The 26,417-nt window shown below is 66.3% G+C and carries 24 protein-coding genes; 18 read left to right on the top strand and 6 right to left on the bottom strand.

The genetic code is table 11. The features are described from left to right. Positions 1-14: 14 nt before the first annotated feature. Both WH265_RS17885 and WH265_RS17880 read right to left on the bottom strand, forming a co-directional pair. Positions 15-1,589 carry an MFS transporter gene (locus WH265_RS17885; protein WP_339559140.1) on the bottom strand — a complete coding sequence of 525 codons (1,575 nt, stop codon included), beginning with the start codon at positions 1,587-1,589 and terminating at the stop codon, positions 15-17. A gap of 2 nt (positions 1,590-1,591) precedes the next feature. Beyond that, positions 1,592-2,128, bottom strand: a complete 537-nt coding sequence (locus WH265_RS17880; RefSeq protein ID WP_339559139.1) for a GNAT family N-acetyltransferase — start codon at positions 2,126-2,128, stop codon at positions 1,592-1,594. 82 nt (positions 2,129-2,210) lie between these two features. Between WH265_RS17880 and WH265_RS17875 the strand changes: the two genes are divergently transcribed. Continuing rightward, positions 2,211-3,098 (top strand): LysR family transcriptional regulator, encoded by an 888-nt coding sequence (locus WH265_RS17875; RefSeq protein ID WP_021028194.1) that lies wholly within the window; start codon positions 2,211-2,213, stop codon positions 3,096-3,098. Here the strand turns inward: WH265_RS17875 and WH265_RS17870 are convergent. Further along, positions 3,080-4,498 carry a short-chain fatty acyl-CoA regulator family protein gene (locus WH265_RS17870; RefSeq protein ID WP_339559138.1) on the bottom strand — a complete coding sequence of 473 codons (1,419 nt, stop codon included), beginning with the start codon at positions 4,496-4,498 and terminating at the stop codon, positions 3,080-3,082. The genes WH265_RS17875 and WH265_RS17870 overlap by 19 nt on opposite strands. Positions 4,499-4,657: 159 nt before the next feature. On the opposite strand from WH265_RS17870, the gene WH265_RS17865 reads away from it, so the two are divergent. From WH265_RS17865 to WH265_RS17810, 12 genes are all read left to right on the top strand, one after another. Continuing rightward, positions 4,658-5,056: an acyl-CoA thioesterase gene (locus tag WH265_RS17865; RefSeq protein ID WP_339559137.1), complete on the top strand. Its 399-nt coding sequence runs from the start codon at positions 4,658-4,660 to the stop codon at positions 5,054-5,056. Further along, positions 5,053-6,231, top strand: coding sequence for a bifunctional 2-methylcitrate synthase/citrate synthase (gene prpC / locus WH265_RS17860; RefSeq protein WP_339559136.1), 1,179 nt, complete (start codon positions 5,053-5,055; stop codon positions 6,229-6,231). The genes WH265_RS17865 and prpC overlap by 4 nt, the downstream gene beginning before the upstream one ends. An 85-nt stretch (positions 6,232-6,316) precedes the next feature. Beyond that, positions 6,317-8,956: a Fe/S-dependent 2-methylisocitrate dehydratase AcnD gene (gene acnD / locus WH265_RS17855; RefSeq protein ID WP_339559135.1), complete on the top strand. Its 2,640-nt coding sequence runs from the start codon at positions 6,317-6,319 to the stop codon at positions 8,954-8,956. 25 nt (positions 8,957-8,981) lie between these two features. After that, entirely contained in the window at positions 8,982-10,181 is a 1,200-nt protein-coding gene (prpF, locus tag WH265_RS17850) for a 2-methylaconitate cis-trans isomerase PrpF (protein ID WP_445228551.1), read from the top strand. Between the two features lie 15 nt (positions 10,182-10,196). Further along, positions 10,197-11,057, top strand: a complete 861-nt coding sequence (locus WH265_RS17845) for an isocitrate lyase/PEP mutase family protein (protein ID WP_339517851.1) — start codon at positions 10,197-10,199, stop codon at positions 11,055-11,057. A 129-nt stretch (positions 11,058-11,186) separates the two neighbouring features. Next, the gene (locus WH265_RS17840; RefSeq protein ID WP_260719303.1) at positions 11,187-11,876 is read left to right on the top strand and encodes a response regulator; all 690 of its coding nucleotides are present in this window, start codon (positions 11,187-11,189) and stop codon (positions 11,874-11,876) included. Positions 11,877-11,945: 69 nt separating this feature from the next. Next, complete coding sequence (locus tag WH265_RS17835) at positions 11,946-12,812, top strand: hypothetical protein (protein ID WP_339559133.1); 867 nt, start codon at positions 11,946-11,948, stop codon at positions 12,810-12,812. 7 nt (positions 12,813-12,819) lie between these two features. Further along, positions 12,820-13,884 (top strand): sensor histidine kinase, encoded by a 1,065-nt coding sequence (locus tag WH265_RS17830; protein WP_339517857.1) that lies wholly within the window; start codon positions 12,820-12,822, stop codon positions 13,882-13,884. A 137-nt stretch (positions 13,885-14,021) separates the two neighbouring features. Beyond that, positions 14,022-14,675, top strand: coding sequence for a GbsR/MarR family transcriptional regulator (locus tag WH265_RS17825; protein ID WP_339559132.1), 654 nt, complete (start codon positions 14,022-14,024; stop codon positions 14,673-14,675). Between the two features lie 11 nt (positions 14,676-14,686). Further along, positions 14,687-16,126 (top strand): TolC family protein, encoded by a 1,440-nt coding sequence (locus WH265_RS17820; protein ID WP_339559131.1) that lies wholly within the window; start codon positions 14,687-14,689, stop codon positions 16,124-16,126. 10 nt (positions 16,127-16,136) lie between these two features. Beyond that, a complete protein-coding gene (locus WH265_RS17815; protein WP_339559130.1) occupies positions 16,137-17,327 on the top strand; it encodes an efflux RND transporter periplasmic adaptor subunit in 1,191 nt (396 codons plus the stop codon). Continuing rightward, positions 17,324-20,407 carry an efflux RND transporter permease subunit gene (locus WH265_RS17810; protein WP_339559129.1) on the top strand — a complete coding sequence of 1,028 codons (3,084 nt, stop codon included), beginning with the start codon at positions 17,324-17,326 and terminating at the stop codon, positions 20,405-20,407. The genes WH265_RS17815 and WH265_RS17810 overlap by 4 nt, the downstream gene beginning before the upstream one ends. A gap of 88 nt (positions 20,408-20,495) precedes the next feature. Here WH265_RS17810 and WH265_RS17805 read toward each other — a convergent pair whose 3' ends face one another. Both WH265_RS17805 and WH265_RS17800 read right to left on the bottom strand, forming a co-directional pair. Continuing rightward, the gene (locus WH265_RS17805; protein WP_148293205.1) at positions 20,496-20,690 is read right to left on the bottom strand and encodes a hypothetical protein; all 195 of its coding nucleotides are present in this window, start codon (positions 20,688-20,690) and stop codon (positions 20,496-20,498) included. 177 nt (positions 20,691-20,867) lie between these two features. After that, a complete protein-coding gene (locus WH265_RS17800; protein WP_312989182.1) occupies positions 20,868-21,128 on the bottom strand; it encodes a hypothetical protein in 261 nt (86 codons plus the stop codon). A gap of 234 nt (positions 21,129-21,362) precedes the next feature. Here WH265_RS17800 and WH265_RS17795 point away from each other — a divergent pair, with 234 nt between their 5' ends. After that, positions 21,363-21,665 (top strand): DUF883 family protein, encoded by a 303-nt coding sequence (locus tag WH265_RS17795; RefSeq protein ID WP_021027561.1) that lies wholly within the window; start codon positions 21,363-21,365, stop codon positions 21,663-21,665. Between the two features lie 119 nt (positions 21,666-21,784). On the opposite strand, the gene WH265_RS17790 is transcribed toward WH265_RS17795, so the two are convergent. Next, entirely contained in the window at positions 21,785-22,294 is a 510-nt protein-coding gene (locus WH265_RS17790; protein ID WP_339559128.1) for a hypothetical protein, read from the bottom strand. Between the two features lie 196 nt (positions 22,295-22,490). Here WH265_RS17790 and WH265_RS17785 point away from each other — a divergent pair, with 196 nt between their 5' ends. The 4 genes from WH265_RS17785 to WH265_RS17770 all read left to right on the top strand — a co-directional run bounded on the left by WH265_RS17785 (position 22,491) and on the right by WH265_RS17770 (position 26,367). After that, the gene (locus WH265_RS17785) at positions 22,491-23,609 is read left to right on the top strand and encodes a 4-oxalomesaconate tautomerase (RefSeq protein ID WP_339559127.1); all 1,119 of its coding nucleotides are present in this window, start codon (positions 22,491-22,493) and stop codon (positions 23,607-23,609) included. 69 nt (positions 23,610-23,678) lie between these two features. Next, positions 23,679-24,707 (top strand): amidohydrolase family protein, encoded by a 1,029-nt coding sequence (locus tag WH265_RS17780; RefSeq protein WP_312989178.1) that lies wholly within the window; start codon positions 23,679-23,681, stop codon positions 24,705-24,707. 46 nt (positions 24,708-24,753) lie between these two features. Beyond that, the gene (gene ligK, locus WH265_RS17775) at positions 24,754-25,437 is read left to right on the top strand and encodes a 4-carboxy-4-hydroxy-2-oxoadipate aldolase/oxaloacetate decarboxylase (RefSeq protein ID WP_339537558.1); all 684 of its coding nucleotides are present in this window, start codon (positions 24,754-24,756) and stop codon (positions 25,435-25,437) included. 12 nt (positions 25,438-25,449) lie between these two features. After that, on the top strand, positions 25,450-26,367 hold the full coding sequence (locus tag WH265_RS17770) for an amidohydrolase family protein (RefSeq protein WP_339559126.1): 918 nt from the start codon (positions 25,450-25,452) through the stop codon (positions 26,365-26,367). The last annotated feature ends 50 nt before the right edge of the window (positions 26,368-26,417 follow it).

Below are 26,417 nucleotides of genomic sequence, written 5' to 3'. Positions count from 1 at the left end.
GCGCCTTTTGGGGGTCAGCGCCCGTCACCCGTGACACCCGGCACCGCGTTGGCCGCTGGTTTTGCAGATGGGCTGCGCCGCTTGGGGCTCCCGCTGCGCAGCAGGGCGACGGCCAGTGCGGCGGCCAGCACCAGCACCACGGCAGTGGCCATCACGGCGATAAAGCCCTGGTCAAACGCGGCATGGGCCAGGCCCAGCAGCTGCGTGGCAGCCTGCGGCGGCAGCTTTTCTGCAGCCAACAAAGCCGCATCGATGCCGTCACTAGCGCCACTGGCCCCGCCAGCGGCGCCTTGCAGGCTGTCTGGCAGCACCAGGCTGCTGGTGTAGCGCCAGGACAGCACGCTGCCCAGCAAGGCCACGCCCAGCACGCCACCAAACTCGTAGGACACCTCTTCGACCGAGGCGGCCATGCCGGCATGCTCGGGCGGCGCGCTGTTCATCACCGCGTTCGATGCGGCGGTGATGGTGGCACCCACGCCCAGGCCCAGGACGGTTAGCACCGCGATTTTCTGCAGGCCATGGGCATCGCTGTTGAGGCTCATGGCCAGCGCGCACAGCGCCACGGCGGTGACGAGGAGGCCGCCCACAATCAGCTGGTGGGTGCCCAGGCGCGACAGTGCCCAGCCGGCAATGGGGCCGGCGACAAAGGCGGCCACGGGGATTGGCAAAATGGCCAGTCCCGCTTGCAGGGGGCTGAGGCCCAGCACCAGCTGCAGGCGCTGGCTGAACACCAGCTCCACCCCGACCAGGGCCACAGCAGCCACCACGGCAGCCACCACACCGCCCGAGAACGTCGGAATGCGGAACAGACGCAGCTCGATCAGCGGCTGGGGCCGGCTGAGCTGGCGGCGGATAAAGACCCACAGCACGGCGGCACTGAGCAGCCCCATCAGCACGGCAAACACCAGCGATGGCGCGGGCTTGGCCAGCTCCTTGATGCCCAGCACCAGGCTCACCATGGCGACCATGGCCTGCAGCGAGCTGCTGTAGTCCCAGCCGGCCAGGCTGGCCTGGTGCTTGAGGCGGTCTGCGGGAATCAGCCACACGGTCAACACCAAGGCCAGCGCCACGATGGGCACATTGACCAGGAACACCGAGCCCCACCAGAAGTACTCCAGCAGCACGCCGCCGACGACGGGGCCCAGCGCCGCGCCGCCCGAGGCGACCGAGGCCCAGATACCAATGGCCACCGAGCGCTCGCGCTGGTCGGGAAAGCTCATGCGGATGATGGCCAGCGTGGCAGGCATCATGATGGCCGCACCCAGGCCCAGCACGGCGCGCGCGGCAATCAGCAGCCCGGCATTGGGCGCATAGGCGGCTGCCAGCGAGGCGGAGCCAAAGATCACCAGGCCGAGCATGAACATGCGGCGGTAGCCCAGGCGGTCGCCTAAAGCGCCAGTGCTCAGCAGCAGGCCCGCGACCACCAGCGCATAGGCGTTGACGATCCACAGCTTCATCGAGGTGGAGGCGGCCAGGTCATGGGTGAGGGTGGGCAGGGCGGTGTAGAGCACCGTCATGTCAACGACGATCAGCAGCAGCGCCATCGACACAATGGCCAGCACCAGCCATCTTTTGGAATGCAATGCCATGGTCAAACTCCCAACTCTTTCATCATCGTGACGGACACGGGCTGGCAGCCCAGGCGCTCGAACAGCCGGTGCGCGCCCTGGTTGCCGATACCGCTTTCCAGAAACAGGCGCTGCACGCCTTCTGCCTGAAGCTGGGCGCAGACCCAGCCAAACAAGGCCTCGCCCAGGCCCTGGCCGCGCATAGCAGGGCTGACCACCAGATCGTCCAGGGTGGCAAAGGGGGTGGGCGCAAGCTGGGCCTCGTCGAGCGAGACAAAGGCGACGCCGACCAGCGTATCGCCCTGGTGGGCGGTGGCGATGCGCTGCATCGCGTTGGCTTCGGGCGCGGCCAGGGTGGCCTCAATCTGCAGCGCCATGTTGTCGGCCAGCTGGGGGCTCCATTGGCCCGGTGCGATGGCGCGCGGGGACTGCAGCTCGCCATGGGAGATGTAATGGGGACTGAGCTGGCCCATGAACAGCGCCAGGATCGCTGGCGACTGTGCGGGGTCATGGCACCAGGCCATCGTCAGAGCTGGTGCTTGGGTATTGATCGATTGCATGGTTCGATATTGCGCCATAAAAATCGATTGATAAAGTTGGAATCCATCAATAATGCAGATGGATGAGCTACAGTACCGGGCTATGGAATGGACCGTTGAACAACTGCGGCAGTTTGTCGCCACCGCCGACAGTGGCTCTTTCTCTGCCGCTGCACGTAGCCTGGGCAAGGCGCAGTCGGCCGTCAGCACCGCCGTGGGCATGCTGGAGGTGGACCTGGGCGTGGTGCTGTTTGACCGCTCGCACCGCAATGCCCAGCTCACCGATGCGGGCCGGGTGCTGCTGCTCGAAGCGCGCGAGCTGCTGCGCCAGGCCGAGCAGCTGGACCAGCGCGCGCAGGCGCTGAGTGGCGGGGCCGATGCCGAGCTGTCGCTGGCGATTGACGAGGCGCTGCCCTATACGGCGGTGGCCAGCCTGCTGCGCGAGATGGCGCAGCAGTACCCGGGTCTGGAGCTGCTGCTGCTCAATGGCACCGCCAGCGAGGTGGCCGACTATGTGGGCGAGGGCAGGGCGGGCATGGCCCTGCATATCGACCGGGGCCCGGTGCTGCAGCATTTTGAGCAGCGCCACCTGGGCACCGTGCCCCAGGGGGTGTTTGTGGCGACCGACCACCCGCTCGCCGATGGCCGGGTGGTGGGCCTGCAGCAACTGGCCCAGCACCGCCAGCTGCTGATGCATACCGAGGATGTGCACGAGCGCGCCTACAGCCCGCGCGTGTGGCGCTCGGACAGCTTCTACAACATCGCTGACATGGTGGCCGACAAGCTGGGCTGGGCGGTGCTGCCCGTCAATATCGCGCACTACGAAGGCAACCGCCAGGCGCTGCGCGAGGTGCCTTGCCCGGCGCTGGCGCTGCCCCCGCTGTCGGTGCGCATGCTCTGGCGCCAGGGTGCACAGCGCAGCCCGACGGCGCAGTATGTCGAGCGGCGTTTTGGCCAGCTGCTGGCGGAGATTCAGACACCCGAGCCGTAGGGGGTGAGGCGGCTGGCGTTCTCATCGACGGCCAGGCTTTTGCCCAGGTAGGGAAAGGCGCGCTGCGGGCAGTGGTCGCGCTCGCAGACCTTGCAACCCATGCCGATCGGCGTGGCCAGCTCCGGGTCCTGCAGGTCGATGCCCTTGGCATAGACGAGGCGCGCTGCATGGCGCAGGTCACAGCCCAGGCCGATCGAAAATGTCTTGCGCGGCGCGCCATAGCCGCGTTGCCCGCCCGAGACCGAGCGCGCAATCCACAGGTAGCGCCGGCCATCGGGCATGGCGGCCACTTGGGCCAGCACCTGGCCGGGTTGGCCAAAGGCCTCGTAGACATTCCACAGCGGGCAGGTGCCGCCGGTGCGGCTGAAATGGAAATGCGTGGCCGACTGGCGCTTGGAGATATTGCCGGCCCGGTCCACCCGTACAAAGAAAAACGGCACGCCCGGGCTGCCTGGCCGCTGCAGGGTGCTCAGGCGGTGGCAGACGGTCTCAAAGCCCACGGCAAAGCGCTGGCCGAGCAGGTCAATGTCATAGCCCAGCGCCTCGGCGGCTTGTAGAAAGGGCCCATAGGGCAGCAGCAGGGCGCCGGCAAAATAGTTGGCCAGGCCCAGCCGCGCCAGCCTGCGGGCAGCGGGGTCGCTGATGAGCGTTGGCACCTGGCTGAGGCTGTCGAGCGTGTCGCCGATCTCGAGCAGCGCCAGCTGGGTGGCAAGCTGGAACGCCTGCTGCGCAGTGCCCAGCGCAGAGGACAGCTGCAGCAGGCGCGAGGCGGGGACGAACTGGCGTTTGCTCGCGCCTGCGCTGTCCACCAACTCCACCCGCACCTGGTGCGCCAGCGCCAGGCGCTCACGCAGCCAGTCGGCCAGCGGCCTGCCCGGGCGCTCTGCCTGGGCCTGAGCGGCCAGGCTTTCGGCGGCGCGGTCCACCGCATCAAAGTAGTTCTGGTGCGAGAAGAAGAAATCGCGCACCACCTCAAACGGCATGGCGGCGGTCTGGCTGCTGCCGGCGCGGTCATCGCCCAGCTGTAGGGACAGCGCTTCGAGCCGCTCCTTGGTCTCCAGATGGCTTCGGTACAGCGCCACCACCGCTGCGCCCAGCGCCGGCATTTGCGTGGCCACCTCTTGCAGCTCTGGCAGCGCAATGGCCTCGGGCGCATCGGCGAGCGCTTCGCGCAGACCCGCCACCAAGCGCGCCTCTTCGTCTTCGGAGAACTGCTGGATATCCACGCCCAGGCTGCGGTGCAGTTTGAGCAGCACCGACACCGTCAGCGGCCGCTGGTTTTGTTCGATCTGGTTGAGGTAGCTGGGCGAGAGCCCCAGCGCATGGGCCAGCGCAATCTGGGACAGATTGCGTTCGGCGCGCAGCTTGCGCAGCTTGACGCCCATAAAGGTCTTTTTCATTGCAGAGTCTTTCGCGTCAACAGGGGCGCTCGCATCGAAGGGGCGGTGGAATACCCAGATTCTACATTTCGCAAAATTCGCAAAATGCCGATTTTCATTCGCAGAAATTCGCCATTTCAGTGCTGTTCACTCCTTTGTATTTTGCGTAAATTGCGAAACATGACAACACCTACCGGATTCGCCGAGTTGCAAGAGCTGGTACTGCCGGCGCTGGCCAACCACCACGGCACGCTGTTTGCGGGCCAGGGTTTGCAGCTGATGGCCAAGGCAGCGTTTTTGGCGGCACGGAGCCTGGCGCAACGCGAAGTCGTGATGGCCGCCGTCAGCCGGGTGGACTTTGTGGCACCGGCACCGGTGGGCCATGCGCTGACCTTGCGCGCCTGGGTCAGCCGTGTAGGCCGCAGCTCGATGACGGTGTGCGTCACCGGCTCGGCTGCGCTGCCGGGAACGCCGCCCGAGGTGGTGCTCCAAGGTTTGTTTGACATGGTGGCCGTCGATGCCAAAGGCCGGCCCATTCCCCTCGATTGCGCATATTTGAACCAGGAACCCTTGCTATGACCCCCACGACCGCCGAGGCCACCGCGCCCACCACGCCTTCGACCTTCAAGCCCAAGAAATCGGTTGCGCTCTCGGGCGTGACGGCGGGCAACACCGCCTTGTGTACCGTAGGGCGCAGCGGCAATGACCTGCACTACCGGGGCTACGACATTTTGGACATGGCCCAGGTCTGCGAGTTTGAAGAGATCGCCCACCTGCTGGTGCATGGCAAGCTGCCCAACCGGGCGGAGCTGCGCGCCTACAAGGACAAGCTCAAGGCGCTGCGCGGCCTGCCCGCGAGCGTCAAGCAGGCGCTGGAGCAGCTGCCCGCCGCCAGCCACCCGATGGATGTGATGCGCACGGGCGTATCGGTGCTGGGCTGCACCCTGCCGGAGAAGGACGACCACAACCTGCCCGGCGCGCGCGACATTGCCGACCGCCTGATGGCGTCGCTCGGCTCCATGCTGCTGTACTGGTACCACTTCAGCACCTCGGGCAAGTGCATCGATGTGGAGACCGATGACGACTCCATCGGCGCGCATTTTCTGCACCTGCTGCATGGCAAAAAGCCCAGTGCGCTGTGGGAGCGGGCCATGCATACCTCGCTGAATCTGTATGCCGAGCATGAGTTCAATGCCTCGACCTTTACCGCCCGCGTCGTTGCCGGTACCGGCAGCGATATGTATTCGTCAATCACCGGCGCGATTGGCGCGCTGCGCGGCCCCAAGCATGGCGGCGCCAACGAGGTGGCCTTCGAGATCCAGAAGCGCTACGACAGCGCCGATGCCGCCGAGGCCGATATCCGCCGCCGGGTGGAGAACAAGGAGGTGGTGATTGGCTTTGGCCACCCGGTCTACACGGTCAGCGACCCGCGCAATGTCGTCATCAAGGGCGTTGCCAGGGAGCTGTCGCAGGAGGCGGGTTCGACCAAGATGTATGACATTGCCGAGCGCCTGGAGGCCGTGATGTGGGAGGCCAAGAAGATGTTCCCCAACCTCGACTGGTTCAGCGCCGTGAGCTACCACATGATGGGCGTGCCCACTGCCATGTTCACGCCGCTCTTTGTGATTGCGCGCACCAGCGGCTGGGCCGCGCATGTGATCGAGCAGCGGGTGGACAACAAGATCATCCGCCCCAGCGCGCATTACACGGGGCCGGAAGACCAGGTGTTCCAGCCCATCGACCAGCGCAGCTGAGCTGCCGGCCGGCCCGACCTTCTACAGATCTATATAGAAAAGCGACACCCTGCGGGCCGCCCAGCCCGCCGGCCTGCACTGCCCCATGAACAGCAATTACCGACAAGCACTGGCCGGCACCGGCCTCGATTATTTTGATGCACAGGCGGCAGTCGATGCGCTGGCACCCGGCGCCTGGGCGCAGCTGCCGTATACCGCGCGCGTCCATGCCGAAAACCTGGTGCGCCGCGCCGACCCGGCCTACTTGCCGGACTACCTGCGCCAGCTGATCGAGCGCAGGCGCGATATCGACTTTCCCTGGTTCCCTGTGCGCGTGGTCTGCCATGACATCCTGGGCCAGACGGCCTTGGTGGACCTGGCCGGCCTGCGCGATGCGATTGCCCAGGCGGGCGGCGATCCGGCCGCTGTCAATCCGGTGGTACCGGTGCAACTGATCGTGGACCATTCGCTGGCTGTGGAATGCGGCGGGTTTGACCCGCAGGCCTTTGAGAAAAACCGGGCGATTGAGGACCGCCGCAATGAGGACCGCTTCCATTTCATCGAATGGAGCAAGCGGGCCTTTGCGAACGTGGATGTGATCCCCGCGGGCAACGGCATCATGCACCAGATCAACCTGGAGAAGATGTCGCCGGTGGTCTATGTGCAGGACGGGGTCGCCTTTCCCGATACCTGCGTGGGCACCGACAGCCACACGCCGCATGTCGATGCGCTGGGTGTGATTGCGGTGGGGGTGGGCGGGCTGGAGGCCGAGAACGTGATGCTGGGCCGGGCCTCGTGGATGCGCCTGCCCGATATTGTCGGCGTGGCCTTGAGCGGCCAGCCCCAGCCGGGCATTACCGCGACCGATATCGTGCTGGCGCTCACCGAGTTCCTGCGCCAGCAAAAAGTGGTGGGCGCCTATCTGGAGTTCTATGGCGAGGGCGCGCGCAGCCTCTCGGTGGGTGACCGGGCCACCATTGCCAATATGTGCCCGGAGTATGGCGCGACTGCCGCGCTGTTTGCGGTGGACGCGCAGACCTTGGGCTACCTGCGGCTGACGGGCCGGGATGAAAAGCAGGTGCAGCTGGTCGAGACCTATGCCAGGACCGCCGGCTTTTGGGCGGACAGCCTGCAGGAGGTGCAGTACGAGCGGGTGCTGCAGTTTGACCTGTCGACGGTGGTGCGCAATATGGCGGGTCCGTCCAACCCGCACCGGCGCCTGCCGACCTCGCAGCTGGCCGTGCGCGGCATTGCCGGCGCCGAGCCCCTGGCGCTGGCGCGCGCCCAGGAAGCCCAGGGCCTGTTGCCCGATGGTGCAGTGATCATTGCGGCGATCACTAGCTGCACCAACACCAGCAACCCGCGCAATGTGATCGCTGCGGCGCTGCTGGCGCGCAATGCGCGGCGCCTGGGCCTCACGCGCAAGCCCTGGGTCAAGACCTCGCTCGCGCCCGGATCGAAGGCGGTGCAGCTGTACCTGCAAGAGGCAGGTCTGCTGGAGGACCTGGAGGCGCTGGGCTTTGGCATCGTCGCCTTTGCCTGCACCACCTGCAATGGCATGAGCGGCGCGCTCGATGCGCAGATCCAGCAGCAGATCATTGAGCGCGACCTCTACACCACCGCGGTGCTCTCGGGCAACCGCAATTTCGACGGCCGCATCCACCCCTATGCCAAGCAGGCGTTTCTGGCCTCGCCCCCGCTGGTGGTGGCCTATGCGATGGCGGGCACCATCCGCTTTGACATCGAAAAGGATGTGCTCGCCGTCGTGAACGGGCAGGAGATCCGGCTGCAGGACCTGTGGCCGAGTGACGCGGAGATCGATGCCGTGGTGGCTAAGGCGGTCAAGCCTGCGCAGTACCGCGCGGTGTACGAGCCCATGTTTGCGATCCAGGCAGACAACGGTGAGCGCGCTGCGCCACAGTATGCCTGGCGCCCCCAGTCCACCTATATCCGCCGCCCGCCGTACTGGGACACCGAGGGCGTGGGCGCGCTGGCCGCGCATCCGCGCACGCTCAAGGGGCTGCGGCCGCTGGCACTGCTGCCCGACAACATCACCACCGACCACCTCTCGCCATCCAACGCCATTCTGCCCAGCTCGGCCGCTGGCGAGTACCTGGCCAAGATGGGCCTGCCCGAGGAGGACTTCAACTCCTTCGCCACGCACCGGGGCGACCACCTGACGGCCATGCGCGCCACCTTTGCCAACCCCCAGCTGGTCAACGAGATGGCTGTGGTCGGTGGCCAGGTGCAAAAAGGCTCGCTGGCCCGTATCGAGCCCGAGGGGCAGGTGGTGCGCATGTGGGAGGCGATGGAGACCTATCTGCAGCGCCGCCAGCCGCTGATCATCATTGCCGGTGCCGACTACGGTCAGGGATCCAGCCGCGACTGGGCGGCCAAGGGCGTGCGCCTGGCGGGGGTGGAGGCGGTGGTGGCCGAGGGTTTTGAGCGCATCCACCGCACCAACCTGATCGGCATGGGCGTGCTGCCTTTGGAGTTCCAGCCGGGCACGACACGCAAGACGCTGCAATTGGACGGTACGGAGACCTATGATGTGGAAGGTGAACGCACAGCGCGCGCTACGCTGAGCCTGGTGATCTGGCGCCGCAGCGGCCTGGTGGACCGCGTGCCGCTGATCTGCCGCCTCGATACCGGCGAGGAGCTGTCTGTCTACGAGGCGGGCGGCGTGCTGCAGCGCTTTGCGCAGGATTTTCTGGCATCGCGCGCGGCGCAACCGGCCCCGGTGTGAATGCCTAGCTTTTTTCTGAATGACCATGACGAACCTGACCGCCCATCCTCCCCAGATCAAGATCCCCGCCATTTATATGCGGGGCGGCACCAGCAAGGGCGTGTTCTTCCATGTCCCGGATTTGCCGCTGCCCGCGCAGCAGCCTGGGCCGGCGCGCGATGCGATCTTGCTGCGCACCCTGGGCAGCCCCGACCCCTATGGCAAGCAGATCGATGGCCTGGGCAATGCGTCGTCGAGCACCAGCAAGGCGGTGCTGCTGGCCAGGAGCACACGCGCTGACCATGATGTGGACTATCTGTTTGGCCAGGTCGCTATCGACAAGCCCTTGGTGGACTGGAGTGGCAACTGCGGCAACCTCTCTGCCGCCGTCGGCCCTTGCGCGATCGCAATGGGCCTGATCGACCCGGCCCGCATCCCGTACAACGGGCTGTGCACGGTGCGCATCTGGCAGGCCAATATCGGCAAGACCATCATGGCCCAGGTGCCCATCTGCAACGGACAGGTGCAGGAGACCGGCGACTTTGAACTGGACGGTGTGAGCTTTCCTGCCGCCGAGGTGCAGCTGGCCTTTATGGACCCGGCCGACGAGGGCGAGGATGGTGGTGCGATGTTCCCCACCGGCCAGTTGGTGGACCAGCTCGATGTGCCAGGGGTAGGCCGCTTTGCCGCAACCTTGATCAATGCCGGTATCCCGACGATCTTTCTCAATGCGCAAGACCTGGGCTACAGCGGCTGCGAGCTGCAGGGCGATATCAATGGCGATGCGCAGGCCTTGGCGCGCCTGGAAGCGATTCGTGCCCATGGCGCCCTCAAGATGGGCCTGATCCAGGACCTGGCCGAGGCAGCCAGCTGCCAGCACACACCCAAGTTGGCCTTTGTGGCGCCGCCAGCCAGCTACACGGCATCGAGCGGCAAGGCGGTGGAGGCGCAGGACGTGGACTTGCTGGTGCGGGCGCTGTCGATGGGCCAGTTGCACCACGCGATGATGGGCACGGCAGCGGTGGCCATTGGCACGGCAGCGGCGGTGCCGGGCACCCTGGTCAACCTGGCTGCCGGTGGCGGCGAGCGCAGCGCGGTGCGCTTTGGCCACCCCTCGGGAACCCTGCGGGTGGGAGCGGAGGCACGCCTGCAGGATGGCCAGTGGGTGGTGACCAAGGCGCTGATGAGCCGCAGCGCACGCATTCTGATGGAAGGCACCGTGCGGGTGCCGGGCGATTGTTTTTGAACGGGGGACGGTGGAATGGATACCAAGCAACTGCTGAAAGACATGGTGGCGGCACGCCGGGGCGTGCTGGTGCCGGGGGCCTTCAATGCGCTGTCGGCCAAGGTGATCGAGGACCTGGGCTTTGAGGCGATTTACGTGACCGGCGCGGGTGTGACCAATATGTGGCTGGGCCTGCCGGACCAGGGCTTTATGGGCCTCGCTGAGATCGCCGACCACACGGCGCGCATCCGCGATACGGTCAGTGTGCCCTTGCTGGTCGATGCCGATACCGGTTTTGGCAATGCGCTCAATGTCTACCACACGGTACGCACCCTGGAGCGTGCCGGTGCCGACTGCATCCAGCTCGAAGACCAGGTGGCGCCCAAGCGCTGCGGGCATTTCAACGGCAAGGAGGTGGTCTCCACCGAAGAGGCAGTGAGCAAGATCAAGGCCGCCGTCGATGCCCGGCGCGACCCGAACCTGCTGATCATGGCACGCACCGATGCGGCGGCCACCCATGGTTTTGAGGCGGCGGTGGAGCGGGCCCAGCGCTTTGCCGAAGCCGGGGCCGATATTTTGTTTGTCGAGGCCGTCACCAGCGCCGAAGAGATTCGCGCGCTGCCCAAGCGGCTCGCCACCCCGCAGCTGATGAACATGGTGATTGGCGGCAAGACCCCCATTTTTGATGCCGAGCAGCTGGGCGCGCTGGGTTATGGCATCGTGCTCTATGCCAATGCGGCGCTGCAGGGCGCGGTGGCCGGCATGCAAAAGACCTTGACCGTGCTGCGCGATGAGAAGTCGGTGCAGGAGGCGAGTGGCTTGGTGGCCAGCTTTGCCGAGCGCCAGCGCCTGGTGGGCAAGCCCGCCTGGGATGCGCTGGAGAAGCGCTTTACTTGAGGGCGATCTTCGGCCGCTGCCACGCGGCTGTCAGCAAATCGTCATGGCGCTGAAATTCACCAGTTTCAGTGAGGGGCAAGGGCCTGGGCTTGCGGAATAATTGCAGCACTTGGAATATGAACGGATCCCATGCCCACCCAGATGCTCACCGCCGATCTCGCACTGCCCGCACCCGTATTGGTGGTGGAGGACAACCCGCTGGTGCGCAACCGGCTGCAGGGCCTGCTGCAGCAGCTGGGCTACAGCAGCGATGCGCTGGTGATGGCCGGCTCGCTCGCCGAGGCACGCGCTTACCTGGCGGGCGAGGCACACACGGTATCGCTGGTGCTGGTGGACCTGGGCCTGCCCGATGGCAGTGGTATCGAGCTGATTGAGGAGCTCCATGCCCAGGCCCCCAACCTGCCGATGCTGGTGGTGTCGGCCTGGAGCACGCAGGAGATGATCTGGGCGGCCTTGCGCGCAGGCGCCGTGGGCTATGTGCTTAAGGAGCGCGACGACATGGAAATGGCCATGGCTTTGCGCAGCGTGCTGCGCGGCGGCGCGCCCATCGACCCCTTTATTGCGCGGCGCATCATTGAGGAGCTGCCGCTGCAAGCCCCGCCGGCCGTGCAGGCTGCCGACGACCCGGGCTTGAGTGCGCGCGAACACACCATCTTGCACCTCGTGGTCGAGGGCCTGAGCAACCGCGAGATTGCCGAGCGCCTGTTTTTGTCGCGCTACACGGTCGAGTCGCACATCAAGAATGTCTACCGCAAGCTGTCGGTGTCCTCGCGCACCCAGGCCGCGCAGGAAGCGCGCCGGCGCCGTCTGGTGGATTGAGCCGCCCAGCGCTCAGCCCTTTCTCGCTTCCCCGTAACCGCCCGCCCATCCGATCTGGAGTGATTGACCGTGCCCCACACTTTTTTTGATGCGCCTTTGCTGATTCGAGAGAGCCTTGGTACCAAGGTCGATACGCAGACGAAGCCCTATGTCTGCAATTTCGATGGCATGCCCACATTCAAGGACAAGCTTCCTGCCGGGGTGAAGGAGCTGCAGCCTGTGGCCGGCACTCCGGTGGCCGGCAGCCCGGTGGCCGGCAATCCGGTGGCGGGCAGTCCGGTGGCCGGTTCCCCCGAGCCTTCTTGGGGCCGCGGCTACCAGGTCAGTGGCACGCATCGCCTGCCGCCGACAAAGTTTGGTGAGGAGACCAAGATGGAGTTCGTCGCCACCGAGGTGGTGTACGAGCCGCTGTGGGCCACGCGCGAGGCCGCTGCTGCCTTTGGCATCACCCTGATCGAGCCGGGCCAGGGGCTGCGCATGCAAAGCCCGATCCGCCATCTGGAGAACACGCCGTTCGAGTACGGCATGTTTGCCGGCCAGCAGTGTCCGTATCTGGACGAGGAGCACCGCAACCAGCTGCAGCCCACGGTCTGTACCGACTTGGAGCACCATGATTTCCCGCATGTGTTCTCCTCGGTAGATCCCCAGCTGCCGCTGGTGATTTCGGTAGGGCGTTATTGGCCGCAGCGGGATAGAATCTTTCTCGCCGATCTTTGGGTGCCCCGGGGCATGGCCTTGTACATGCCGCCCAGGCCCAAAATCCCGAATGCGGCCTATATCGATCTGCACGGCAACCGCAATTCAGCCCTGGCCTGTTGGCGGGGTGGCACACAAAGAAGTGTGCAGACCCTGACCTTGCTGCCCAAAGACAGCGGGTACTTCTACTGGTTCTGGAATGCGTTGCCGACGGTTCATCCCTTGTTGACGCAACCCTGACACCCCTATGCTCGATACGCAGCCTCGTCTACGCACCCTGGAGCCCGACACCGACAACGGCCTCTACCAAACGCTGCTGGAGTCCACGTTGGCGATTCCGTTCCGCATCGATTGGGCGAGCAAAAAGTACACCTATGTGGGGCCACAGATCGAGGCGCTGCTGGGCTGGAGCCAGGACAGCTGGCAGACGGTGAACGACTGGGCCGAGCGTATCCACCCGGACGAGCGCGACACAACGGTCAACCGCTGCGTGGGGCTGTGCCTGGCGGGCGTGGACCACGAGGCCGAGTACCGCGCGTTGACCAGCGAAGGCAGCTTTGTCTGGGTGCGCGAGGTGGTGCATGTGCTGTGCGATGCGCAGGGCGAGACCACGGGCCTGATCGGTTTTACCTTCGACATCACCGAGCAGAAGAAGGCCGAGCAACTCAAGGCGGAGCTCGATGCACAAAAGCTGTCGAATGCGCGCCTGCAAGAGCGCCTGGCCCTGACCCATGACCTGCACGATGGGCTCGGTGGTTCGCTGGTGCACATGATTGCTGCCGTGGAGCAGGGCGGCGGTGGCAGCCTGACGCGGCCCCAGGTGCTGTCCATGCTAAAGCACATTCGCGATGACCTGCGCCAGACGATCGACAGCAACTCTTCGGCCCAGGTGCGCGTGCCCGCGTCGCCGCAGGAGTGGCTGGCCCCGCTGCGCCACCGCTTTGCCAACCTGTTCGATGCGCTCGACATCCGCTGTGACTGGCAGTTTGCGCCCGCCTGGCGCACGCCGCCCGACGCGCTGCAGTACCTGGCGATGACGCGCCTCGTCGAGGAGGGCCTCACCAATGTCATCAAGCACAGCCAGGCGCGCCAGGTGCGCCTGTCCTTTCTGCAGCCCGAGGCCGACGCGCTGGTGCTGGAGATCGAAGACGATGGCGTGGGCTTTGATGCCGCTGCCGTGGAGGCCTCGGGCCTGGGCATCGGCATGCGCTCGATGGCCGTGCGTATCGGCCGCGTGGGCGGCGTGCTCGAGATCGATTCCGAGCCGGGGCGCACCTTGCTGACGGCGCGGCTGGCCTTGCGCCAGTCCTGACCACCAGGCGCGCAGCACCGCAGGGCCGACCACCACGGCCCTTTTTCTTTTCAAGCGAGCGTTACTTCTAATAACTAGGGTCAACCCGAATTCGTTTATATTGTTCAGCGGTGACTGAACAATACGAATGAAGGACGGTGGCTGTGACCCAGCAGGACAAGGCGAAGGCGGCCTCGGCGGCCAAGAAGGCGCATGAGGCGCTTGCGGCGCGCGAGCTGTTTATCGAGCGCAATGCGATCCAGGCGGAGACCAGTGGCCTGCCCCGGATTGCCGGGCGCCTGATCGGCATCTTTTTGCTCGATGGCGGGCCCATCAGCTTTGCCGAGCTGGCCGAGCGCATGCAGGCCAGCCGCGCCAGCGTGAGCACCAATACCCGCTTGCTCGAACGCCTGGGCATCATCGAGCGGGTGGCGATGCGCGGCGAGCGCCAGGACTTTTTCAGCCTGCGCGCCAACCCCTTCTTGATCGTGCTGGAGCAGAGCATTGCCGATTGCCAGCGCTTTACGGCCTATGTGGATGAGCTGCTGACGGCCAGCCCGCTGCCCGCTGACGCCACTGCGCGCCTCAAGCAGGCGCAAGATTTCCATGCGGTAACGGCCCAGACCTTGCAGGAGCTGCTGGCCAAGTTGGCCGAGCGGCAAAAGCAGGCGGCGGCGCAACCGGTGCCGGTCCGGCGATCGGCACGTGCCGAGCGGACAGCAGCCGCTGCTACAACCACGCCCCAAGCGGCTAAGGCAGCTAAAGTGCGCCAAGCTCGCGTGCCGTCATCCAGCCGCCAAGCACCAGACTGAGTACCCGAGCCATGAAATACGTTCTATGGGCGGCCGCGCCGCTGTGCCTGGCGGCTTTGTCGGGTTGCTCGTCGGTGCCGGATGCGCGTGCGCCGGCGCCGGTGGTGGCGTCGCAGTTTTCGGTGGTGCCTGCGTCTACAGACTCCCAGCCAGCGCAGGCGGCGCCCCAGCTCGATACCTGGTGGACCCTGTTCGAGCAGCCCCAGCTCAACCGCCTGGTGGACCAGGCCTTGGCGGCCAGCACCGAGGCGCGGATGGCGCTGGCGCGGGTGCGCGAGGCCAGGGCGCTGCGCGAGGCCGCGCTGACCCAGTACCAGCCCCAAGGGGGACTTCGCGCCAGCGGCGACCGCAGAAGCGTGCAGCGGCTGGGCGGCGCATCGGCGGGCGGCGTGGGCCTGGGCCGGCAAAGCAGCGGGCTGGACCTGCAAGTGTCCTGGGAGCTCGATGTGCTGGGCCGGGGTGATGCGCTGGCGCGCCAGGCCGATGGCGACTTTGGCGCGGCGCTCTATGGCGCCTATGGCGAGCGCGCGGCCTTGGTGGCCGAAGTGGCGCGCAGCCTGTTTGAGGCCCAGCGCCTGACCGCCGCGCTGGCCGATGCCCAGGCGACGATCACCATCCAGACCCGCCTGCAGCAGGTGCTGGCGCGCAAGCTCGAGCGCGGCCTGGTGGCGCTGGCCGATGTGGCGCGGGTCGATGCCAGCTTGCTGGCAGCCCAGGCCAATGCGCTGGTGCTGCAGTCGCAGCTGGATGCCGCGCGCCGCGCCTTGCTGGTGCTGGTGGGCAGGGGGGACCAGCCCCTGTCGGCCTTGGTGCTCGATGAGAACCAGACCCAGGCTCCGGCGCTGCCGCAAGCCTTGCCGGCGGATTTGCTGGCGCGGCGCCCCGATGTGCTGCAGGCCCAGGCCCAGATGGATGCGGCCGCGGGCGGGCTGGAGCTGTCGCGCCTGGCGCTGCTGCCCAGCATCACCTTGACCCCCGGGCTGGGCCTGAACTGGCAACAGCAGGGCGCGTCGCTCAGCACCGGGCTGTGGTCGCTGGCAGGCAATGTGGCCATGCCAGTGCTGGACCGCCCGCGCTTGTTGGCCAACGCCCGCGCTCAGGGCGCTCGCGCCGAGCAGGCGGTGATCGCCTATGAGCAGGTGGTGCAGCGCGCGTTTTCCGAGACAGACCAGGCGCTGCTCCGCATGGCGCCCGATACACAGCGGCTGAAAGTGCTGGCGCAGGCCGAGGCGCGGGCGCAGACCGCCTATGAGGCGGCACGCAAGGGCTATGAGGCGGGCTTTTTTGACCTGGTGGTGGTGCTCGATGCCGAGCAGGTCTACCGCGACTCGCGCGGTGGCCTGACCCAGGCGCGCGCTGAAGCCTTGGCGCATGCGGTGCAGGTGTTCCAGGCGCTGGGCGGCGGTTGGCCCCGGGATGCGCTGGGCACCGACACACAGAAGACAAATTGAGAGGGATGCAATGCTGCAATCAAAGAAAAGCGGATGGCGCGTGGGCTTGGGGCTAGGCCTGGGGTCGGTCGCGCTGCTGGGGCTGGTGGCCTGCTCCGAAGGCAGTGCGGACAAGACTCCGAAGCCGGTGGCCGAGGTGGTGCGCACGGTCAGCGTGGCGCAGGTGGAGCTGCGCCCCATGGGCGGGGTGCAGCAGGCATCGGGCCTCTTGGTGGCGCGCGAAGAAATTGCGATTGGCCCGGAGCTGAGCGGCTACCGGGTGGCCGCGCTGCTGGCCGATGAGGGCGACCAGGTGCGTGCCGGCCAGCCGCTGGCGCGGCTCGATGACGGCTTGCTGCAGGCCAAGATCGCCCAGGCGCAAGCCAGCCTGGTGCAGGCCAAGGCGCAGGCGAGGCAGGCCCAGGCCGAATCGGCGCGGGTCGAAGGCCTGGACGGCCAGGGCGTGCTGTCGGACGAGCAGATCCAGCAGCGCCGCACGGCAGCGGCCAGCGCCCAGGCCAATGCCGATGTGGCAGCGGCCAACCTGGCGGGGCTGCGCGTAGAGGCCGAACGCATGGTGCTGCGTGCGCCGGTGGCCGGCGTGGTGCTGCAGCGCAATGTGCGCCGGGGCGATGTGGCCAGTCCCGGCGGCGAGGCGATGTTCCGCCTGGCGCGGGACGGCATGGTGGAGCTGGCTGCCGAGGTGCCTGAGGACCAGGTGGACCGTATCCAGCCGGGCAACCAGGTGGCGGTGACCCTGGCATCGGGCGTTGAGCTGGAGGGCCGGGTGCGGCTTTTGTCGCGCCGGGTGGACGACAAGACCAAGCTGGCCCAGGTGCGTGTGGCGCTGCCGGTGCGGGCAGATCTGCGCCCGGGCGGCTTTGCGCAGGCGCGTTTTGCGCAGGCGGCCGCGCCGGTGGCGGCGGTGCCAGAAAAAGCCATCCACTTTGAAGCCGGTGGCCCGCAGCTGGCCACGATCGATGCCGACAGCCGCATCCGCAAGCTGCCGGTGAGCCTGGGCGCCCGCGCCCAGGGCTGGGTGGCCTTGCGCGACGGCCCGCCGCTGGGCACCCGCCTGGCCTTGGGCGGCGGCGCCTTTGTGCTGGAGGGGGACCGGGTGCAGATCAATGGCGCAGCCCAGTCGGCAGCCGTGCCTGCCACGCCGGAAGCGGCACCTGCGCCTGCACCTGCGCCTGCTGCTGCGGCTGGAGGCCAGCGATGAAGCTGCGTATCTCCGCCTGGTCCATCCAGAACCCCATCCCCGTGTTGGTGCTGTTCATCGCCATCCTGGTGGCCGGGCTGATGGCCTACCGGGTCATGCCGATCAAGCTCTACCCGGATGTGTCCTTTCCCATCGTGCAGGTGGCAGTCGCCTTGCCCAGCGCGGCGGCCACCGAGGTGGAAACCCAGGTCACCCGCGTGGTGGAAGACGGGGTGGCCAATGTGGCCCGGGTCAAACATGTGATCTCGACGGTGACCCAGGGCATGTCGCTGACCTTGGTGGAGTTCGAGATCGGGCTGGAGCCCCAGCGGGCTGTCGACGAGGTGCGGGCGGCCATTGACCGCGTGCGCGCCAACCTGCCGGCCAGCATCGAGCCGCCGATTGTCGAGCGCCTCGATTTTGATGCCATGCCCTTGCTGACCTATGCGGTCTCCGCCCCGGGCATGGACGATGTGGAGCTGAACTGGTTCATTGAGGATGTGGTGGCGCGCAAGCTGGTGGCGTTGCCAGGCGTGGGGCAGGTGACCCAGGTCGGCGGTGTGGCGCGCGACATCACCGTGACCCTGGACCCCGCCAAGCTGCAGGCGCTGGGCCTGACGGCCGTGGCCGTGAACGATGCGCTGCGCGCGCACAACCTGGATGCATCGGGCGGCCGCACGCAGATTGGTGCGCAGGAGCAGCAGGTGCGTATCCTCGCTGCCGCCCCATCGGTGCAGGAGCTCGAGCAGCTGGTGGTGGCCACGCGCGACGGCCGCCATCTGCGCCTGGGTGATGTGGCCACCGTAGCCAGTGGGGCCAGCGACCGGCGCGGCTTTGCGGCCTTGAATGGCGATGCGGTGGTCGGTTTTCAGGTGATGAAGACCAAGGCCGCGTCCGACGTGGATGTGGAGACGGCGGTGGCCAAGGCGGTGGCGGCGCTGGCCAAGGAGCAGCCCGGGGTGTCGTACCAGCTGGTGTCATCGGGCGCCAAGAACACGCGCGAGAGCTTTGATGCCACGGTGGCGACCTTGCTCGAAGGCATGCTGCTGGCAGCAGTCGTCGTGTTCATGTTCCTGCGCGACTGGCGCGCGACGCTCATTGCGGCGGTGGCCATGCCGATCTCGCTGGTCCCCACGTTTGCGGTGATCCATTGGCTCGGCTATTCGCTCAATATGCTGTCCCTGCTGGCCTTGACCTTGGTGATCGGCGTGCTGGTCGATGACGCCATTGTCGAGGTGGAGAACATCCAAAAGCGGGTGCAGGCCGGCGCCTCGCCCTGGCGCGCCTCGATGGAAGGGGCCGACGCGATTGGCCTGGCGGTGGTGGCCACCACCTTGGCCATTGCCGTGGTGTTTTTGCCGGTCGCCTTTATGGGTGGCTATGCCGGGCCGTACTTCCGCGAGTTCGGGGTGACGGTGGCCGTGTCGGTGATGTTCTCGCTCTTGGTGGCGCGCCTCTTGTCGCCGCTGATGTGCGCCTATTTGCTCAAGCCCTCGGCGCAGCCCCATCCGCACAAGCCTTTTGTGGGCCGCTACCGCCGCCTGCTGGAATGGGCGCTGGCGCACCGCTGGTGGTCGCTGGCAGCCGGGGTGCTGATTTTTGTCGGCTCGCTGATGCTGGCCTCGCTGCTGCCCACCGGCTTTGCGCCCAAAGGCGATGGCGGCACGGTGCAGATCAACCTGCAAGGCGCGCCGGGCGCGACCACCGAAGACATGCGCGCATCGGCCGCCAGCCTGACCCGTTTGCTGCGCCAGCAAGGCGATGTGCAGGATGTGTTTGTCAGCGTGGGCAGCAGCCAGCGTGATGGCGACCCGCGCAAGGGCAGCGTGATCGTGCAGCTCAAATCACCGCGCTCGATGACGACCAAGGCCTTCCAAGACCATCTGCGCCCCCTGCTGCTGCAGGTGCCCGATGTGCGGCTGAGCTACAGCGAAAGCGAGGGCGGCGGCACGCAGAACCTGCAGGTGATCCTGGGTGGCCATGATGGCGAGCTGCTGCGGCGCACGGCCGCAGACGCCGAGCGTGAGCTGCGCGGCCTGCCGATGCTGGCCAATGTGCACCAGGTGGCGCCCAACCCGGGCCCCGAGCTGGTGATACGGCTCAAGCCCGATGCGGCCGCGCGCCTGGGTGTGACCCCCGATGTGGTCGCCGAGGTGGCGCGTATGGCCAGCCTGGGGGACCTGGATGCGACCGCCTCCAAGTTCAACACCGGGCGCCAGCGGCTGGCCGTGCGCGTGCGGCTGCCCCAGGGTGCCTTGCGTGATCTGGACAGTATTGGCGCGCTGCGCGTGCCCACGGGGCAGGGTGGCACGGTGCCGTTGTCGGCGGTGGCGGACATGCATTTCCAGGTCGGCGAATCCCACATCGACCGCTTTGACCGCGAGCGCCGCATCACCTTGGAGGCGGAGGTCCATGGCGTGTCGCTGGGCCAGGCCAATGCGGCCGTGGATGCGCTGCCCTTCCTGAAGAACCTGCCCGAGGGGGTATCGCGGCCGCTCTATGGCGATGCCGAAGGCATGCAGGAGCTGTTTGCCAGCTTTGGCCTGGCCATCATGGCGGGGGTGGGGCTGATCTTTGGCGTGCTGATCCTGCTGTTCCGCAGCTTTGTCAAGCCGGTGGTCATTCTGGCTGCGCTGCCGCTGTCGCTGGCCGGCGCCTTTTTGGCCTTGCTGGCAACAGGCGGGGAGCTGAACCTGCCGGTGCTGATTGGCCTGCTGATGCTGATGGGCCTGGCGGCGAAGAACTCGATCTTGCTGGTCGAGCATGCGGTGGAGGCCGAGCGCATGGGCAAGAGCCAGACCGAGGCCCTGCTGGAGGCCGCCCATGAACGGACCCGGCCGATCATCATGACAACGATTGCGATGGCCATGGGCATGCTGCCTACCGCGCTGGGCGTGAGCAGCGGCTCGGAGTTCCGCCAGCCGCTGGCCGTCGCCGTCATCGGCGGGCTGGTGTCATCCACCGCCTTGTCGCTGGTGCTGGTGCCGGTGGTCTATGCGGTGATGGACGATCTGGAAAACTGGCTGCGACCCAAGCTGGCCCGCTGGGTAACCTTGCCCAGTGCCCAGGATCAGCGGGAGACGCTACAGGGCCATCAATAAGTGTCGCTACCGTGCGGCCCCCGGCGCCGCGGTTGCGCCGGGCAACAAAAAGCCCGCTGGGTTCAGTTCAGGTCCAGCGGGCTGCGTTTCACAAGCCGGTTTCCTTCCAATTCGGAACGGTGATGGGGCTGGTGAGTTGGTCAATTTTGGCGTCGATCAGCATCATCTTGGCGTGCTCGGGCGTACCTTCCTGTGGGTTCTGCATCAAAAGACTGGCACCTTCGGCTTTGAGCTGTTCCAGGTAATCGTCTTTGACAGCATCCTCCTGCTTTCGTTGCGACACGGCATACCTTCCTGTCAGGGCCACATGGACGGGCTCCAACGCGGATAGCTTAGTACGAAAGCAAGATTTGTTCTATAGATGCATTGCTGTATTCGATGATGTTACAAGTTGAATCATTTGACACGGCCATAGGTGTTGGCGCGCTGCCGTAGCAGGCCAGTGCAGTGCTGAAACGGCTTAACCGGCCGGGTGTTTGCTGCCCTTGGGGCGGCCATCGGGGGCCCGCGCATCGGTGTCGACCAGGCCGCGCTTCAAATCCGCATGGGCTTGTTCCATCTCCGGCGAGGGCTCCTGGCTGGTCTCGCCGACGGACTGGTCCTTTTCATGGGGCATCTTGGCCTGCGAGCCGGGGTCATGGGGCTGCTGCTTGCGGGTGGTGTCCACATTTGTCTTGTCGCTGGCAGGCGGGTTGTTGGTGGGTGGGGTTTGGTCTGGCATAGGTCCTCCAGGGTTCATCGGGCTCAGTGGCCATCGTGACCTGGGCGGCCAGCATTGCGTGTAGGAAAAGCGGGAGCAGCGCTTGTGCGCCAAAGCAGGGTTTTGCACTGCTGCTGCCGCTACCAAGACCTTTGCACGCCGACGCGGGCGGCTTTCCTACATGGCGCTGCTGGGTCTTTCTATAAGGTATGAGGCAGAGCACATTTTGGGCTTGGGTACAAGAAAGGAAAGAACATGTTTTTCAAGAAGCGACAAGTCAGCCTCTCCGATGTGAAGGGGGATGTGGACCAGCTGGTGGGCGATGTGCGCGCACTACTGTCGGTCAAGGAGCTCGATGCGATCCCCGAGATCAAGCGCATCCGTGAGCGCATGGACGAAGGCATGGGCTTGGCCCGCGATTCCGCAGCCCGCGCCATTGCACAAACCAAGCACACCGCCGCCTGCACCGACAAATATGCGCATGACGAGCCCTGGCACATTGCCGGTGCCGCGCTGGCCATTGGTGTGGTGCTGGGCTACGCCGCCTGCCGCCGCTGATGGCAGCCTGAAGGGGCAGGCGGTGCCGGCCCCTGGTGAACGCTGAAAAACTGCGCTGACCGATTCTGGTCAGCGCAGTTTTTTTTGCGATCTGCCCACCGGCAGCGCGCCTTGCGGCTTCAACGCCCCGGGTTGGCGAGGGGCATTGCACTGCCTGCGGGCGCCAGCGGGGTCAAGGGCTGGTCGGTGGAAGTGGCCGGGGGCGCTTCCACACGTTTGACCTGGGCATCCTGCAGGGCCTTGCGGTAGGCGGCCTCGGCATCCTTTTTGCAGACGCCGACGGCATCACCGCGCATCTCATTGCAGCGCTCCTTGGCAACGCGGTAGTCCGCCTCGGCTCTGGCCACGCGCACCTGGTAGCTGTGACCGGCATCGCCCAGCAGCTTGGCATCGCGCTCGGCCTGGGCCACGCGTTGGCTGCCTTTGGCATCCTCTATGCAGATATCTCTGTCGTGGCCCTGCAGCGTCTGGCAATGGGCCATGGCCGTGCTGTACTGGGCCGCAATGCGCTCTGTTTCTGCGCGGATTTCCTCATCGCTCATCGCATAGACAGTGGCGGCGATGCACAGGCCTGCCAGCGCGACGGCTGCTGCCGATAAAACGGGGGTGGTTGCTCTCTTGCTCAACATGCCCCCATGCTAGGACAGGGGCAGGCAAAGGCCTGACAGCAGCCGATGCCATCTGCCGTAGGACGAGGCGCGCCTGTCCGGCTACCCAGGCGGCAGAAGATATGCCAGCCGGTTATAGCTGCTAGCTGGCTGTGCCCGTGGCTCATTGCCGTGTCTGTCCGCAGAATGGATGGCAACAGAACACGGGGAGCACTCCATGCCCACAGCGATTCCTTGCCTGCTGATGCGGGGCGGCACCTCCAAGGGGCCGTTCTTCAACGCAGCCCATTTGCCCCAGGATGTGGCCACACGCGACCGGGTGCTGCTCGCGGCGATGGGTTCGCCCGACCGCCGCCAGATCGACGGCATCGGCGGCGGGCATCCGCTGACCAGCAAGATCGGCATTGTCAGCCCCTCGGCGCAAGCGGGGGTGGACCTGGAGTTTCTGTTTGCCCAGGTGCAGCCTGAGATGGATACGGTCGATACCCGGCCCAACTGCGGCAATATGCTGGCTGCGGCGGTCCCCTTTGCGCTGGCCACCGGCATGCTCCAGGCCCAAGGTGGGCGTGCCAGCTTTCGCGTATGGGCCCGCAACACCGGCATGCTGGCCGATATCACGCTGCCGCTGTCCGCCGGCCAGCTGGCCGATGGCGGAGACGCCCACATCGATGGCGTGCCAGGCCGTGCTGCGCCGATCGAGATCTGTTTTCGGGAAACGGCGGGATCGGTCTGCAAGAGCCTGCTGCCCACCGGCAAGGCGCGCGATCGCATGACGGTGGCCGCAGAGGGTTTTGCGCCTTTCAGCGTGGAGGTGACCTGCATCGACAACGGCATGCCGCTGGTCCTGGTCCAAGCCGCAGATATGGGTGCAAGCGGCTATGAGACGGCCGCCGAGATCGATGCCAACCAGAATCTTCGGCGCCGGATGGAGGCGCTGCGCCTGCAGGCTGCGCAGGCCATGGGCCTGGGCGATGTCTCTGCCAAAAACTACCCCAAGATGACCCTGATCGCGCCGCCCCGGCATGGCGGCGCGATCAGCACGCGCTGCCTGATCCCCCATGTCTGTCACGAAAGCATTGGCGTGCTGGCCGCCGTCACGGTCGGCACAGCGGTGCAGCTGCCTGGCACCGTCTGCGAGGGATTGGCCCGGCGGGCCAGCGGCGTTGATGCCGACACGCTCGCGATCGAGCACCCTTCGGGCGTGCTGAGCGTCAAGCTCAAGCCGGGCGCAGGGCAGGCCGATGCGCCGCCCCAGGTCGCCTTGTTGCGCACAGCAAGGGTGCTGATGCGCGGTGAGGTGCTGGTGCCCCGCGCCATCTGGGCAGGGCCCGCGTGATGCTGCGCGGCACCCAGCCAGGCTGCGTGGCGAGCGCTGGCCACGAGGAAAAACAGGGAGGAGCACGGCATGATTATTGATGTGCATGGACATTACACAACGGCACCTGCGGCCTTGGGCCAGTGGCGTGACCTGCAGATGGCCGGCCTCAAGGACCCGCGCCGGACGCCTCGGGCCGCCGATTTGCGTATCAGCGATGACGAGATCCGCGAAACCATTGAGAGCAACCAGCTCAAGCTGATGCGCCAGCGGGGGCTGGACATGACGATTTTCAGCCCGCGCGCCAGCTTCATGGCCCACCATGTCGGCGATTTCGAGACATCGAGCGCCTGGGCCGAGGTCTGCAACGAACTGTGCTTTCGCGTCAGCGAGCTGTTCCCCGACCACTTTGTGCCAGCTGCGATGCTGCCGCAGTCCCCGGGTGTCGATCCGCGCAGCTGCATCACCGAGCTGGTCCGTTGCGTGGAGCAATACGGCAATGTGGCGATCAACCTCAACCCCGATCCCTCTGGTGGGCACTGGACGGCACCGCCGCTGTCCGACCGCTTCTGGTACCCCATCTACGAAAAGATGGTCGAGTACGACATCCCCGCGATGGTGCATGTCTCCACCAGCTGCAATGCCTGCTTTCACACCACCGGCGCGCACTACCTCAATGCCGATACCACGGCCTTCATGCAGTGCCTCGACAGCGCGCTGTTCACGGACTTTCCCACGCTGCGCCTGCTCATCCCCCATGGGGGCGGTGCCGTGCCTTACCACTGGGGGCGATTCCGGGGCCTGGCGCAGGCGCTGGGCAAGCCCTTGCTCGAGGAGCACCTGCTCCACAACCTGTTTTTTGACACCTGTGTCTACCACCAGGCCGGCATCGACTTGCTGACCCGGGTGCTGCCGGCCAAAAACATTCTGTTTGCCAGCGAGATGGTCGGGGCGGTGCGCGGCATCGATCCGCAAACCGGCCACCACTATGACGACACCCGGCGCTATATCGAGGCCACACCGCATCTCGATGACGAAGGCCGGCGCCAGGTCTACGAAGGCAATGCGCGGCGCGTGTTTCCACGCCTCGATGCCGTGCTTCGCAGCAGGGGGCTGTGAAGCGCCCGCCCCCCACCATCCATCACCCATCCACAAGGAACCTGCAATGTATGAACTCGGGGTTGTTTACCGCCATATCCAGCGCGCCGACCGTGCCGCTGCCGATGGCCTGGCCCCTCTGGGCTCGGCCACGGTGCACGAGGCCATGGGCCGTGTCGGCCTGCTGCAGCCAGCGCTGCGCCCGATTGCTGCGGGCCAGTGTGTCTCTGGCACGGCAGTGACGGTGCTGCTCCAGCCTGGCGACAACTGGATGCTGCATGTGGCGGCAGAACAGATCCAGCCCGGAGACATCGTCGTCGCGGCCGTGACCTCGCCATGCAGCGATGGCTATTTTGGCGACCTGTTGGCCACCAGCTTCCAGGCCCGTGGTGCTCGGGCGCTGGTCATCGATGCGGGCGTGCGCGATACGAAGGCCTTGCAGGAGATGGGGTTCCCGGTCTGGAGCCGGGCCGTCTCGTCCAGGGGCACGATCAAGGCGACGCTGGGCTCGGTCAACATCCCGGTCGTCTGCGCCGGTATGTGGGTCACCCCGGGCGATGTGATCGTGGCCGATGACGATGGGGTGGTCTGTGTGCCTGCGGCCATCGCGCCTGCCACCTGGGAGACCGCGCTGGACCGCGAGCGTTTTGAGACGGCCAAACGTGCCCAGCTGGCCGCTGGCGTGCTGGGGCTGGACCTCTACCAGATGCGTGCGCCGCTGGCCAAATCCGGCCTGCGCTATATCGACTAAAGGGGTTGCATCATGTCCTTGTCTGTCAAAACCCCCGGCTGGCTGGATTGGCATCCCTGGCCCGCAAAGCCTGTGCTGCAGTTGCCCGATGGTGCCGTGGATGCGCACTGCCATGTGTTTGGGCCGGCCGCGGAGTTCCCCTTTGCCGCTGAGCGCAAATACACCCCCTGTGATGCGAGCAAGCAGCAGCTGTTTGCATTGCGTGACCACCTGGGCTTTTCGCGCAATGTGATTGTGCAAGCCACCTGCCACGGTGCGGACAACCGGGCCATGGTCGATGCCTGCAAGGCATCCGGCGGCAAGGCGCGGGGGGTGGCCACCGTGCGGCGCAGCATCACCGACCAGGAGCTGCAGGAGCTGCACCTGGCCGGCGTGCGCGGCGTGCGCTTTAACTTTGTCAAGCGCCTGGTGGATGTGACCCCGCAGGATGAACTCCAGGAGATCGCCGAGCGCATCGCCGCTTGGGGCTGGCATGTGGTGGTCTATTTTGAAGCGCAGGACCTGCCTGAGCTGTGGCCATTCCTGCGCCGCCTGCCCACCCCCGTCGTGGTGGACCACATGGGGCGCCCCGATGTCGGCCAGCCCGCCGATGGGCCCGAGTTCAGCATGTTTTTGCAGCGGATGCAGGAGAGCGACAAGCTCTGGTGCAAGGTCAGCTGCCCCGAGCGCCTGTCGCTGACGGGGCCGCAGGCGCTGCGTGGCGAGCGCCGCGCCTACCAGGATGTGGTGCCATTTGCGCGCCGGGTGGTCGAGGCCTTTCCCAGCCGTGTGCTTTGGGGCACCGATTGGCCCCATCCCAATCTGAAGGGCCATATGCCCGATGACGGCTTGCTGGTGGATTTCATCGCCCAGATCGCCCCCACGCCAGAGCTGCGCCACCAATTGCTGGTGGACAACCCGATGCGTCTGTATTGGCCCGAGGAGGCATGAGCCCACGGGAGGTTTCCACGCGGATCCGCCCAGCGGGCCGCAGGCCAGGA

Origin of the sequence: Comamonas sp. MYb396 (genome assembly GCF_037479555.1) — a bacterium.
Lineage (GTDB): Bacteria > Pseudomonadota > Gammaproteobacteria > Burkholderiales > Burkholderiaceae_C > Comamonas.
The sequence above is the reverse complement of the archived record's forward strand: the minus strand, read 5'-3'. Positions and strand labels throughout refer to the sequence as shown.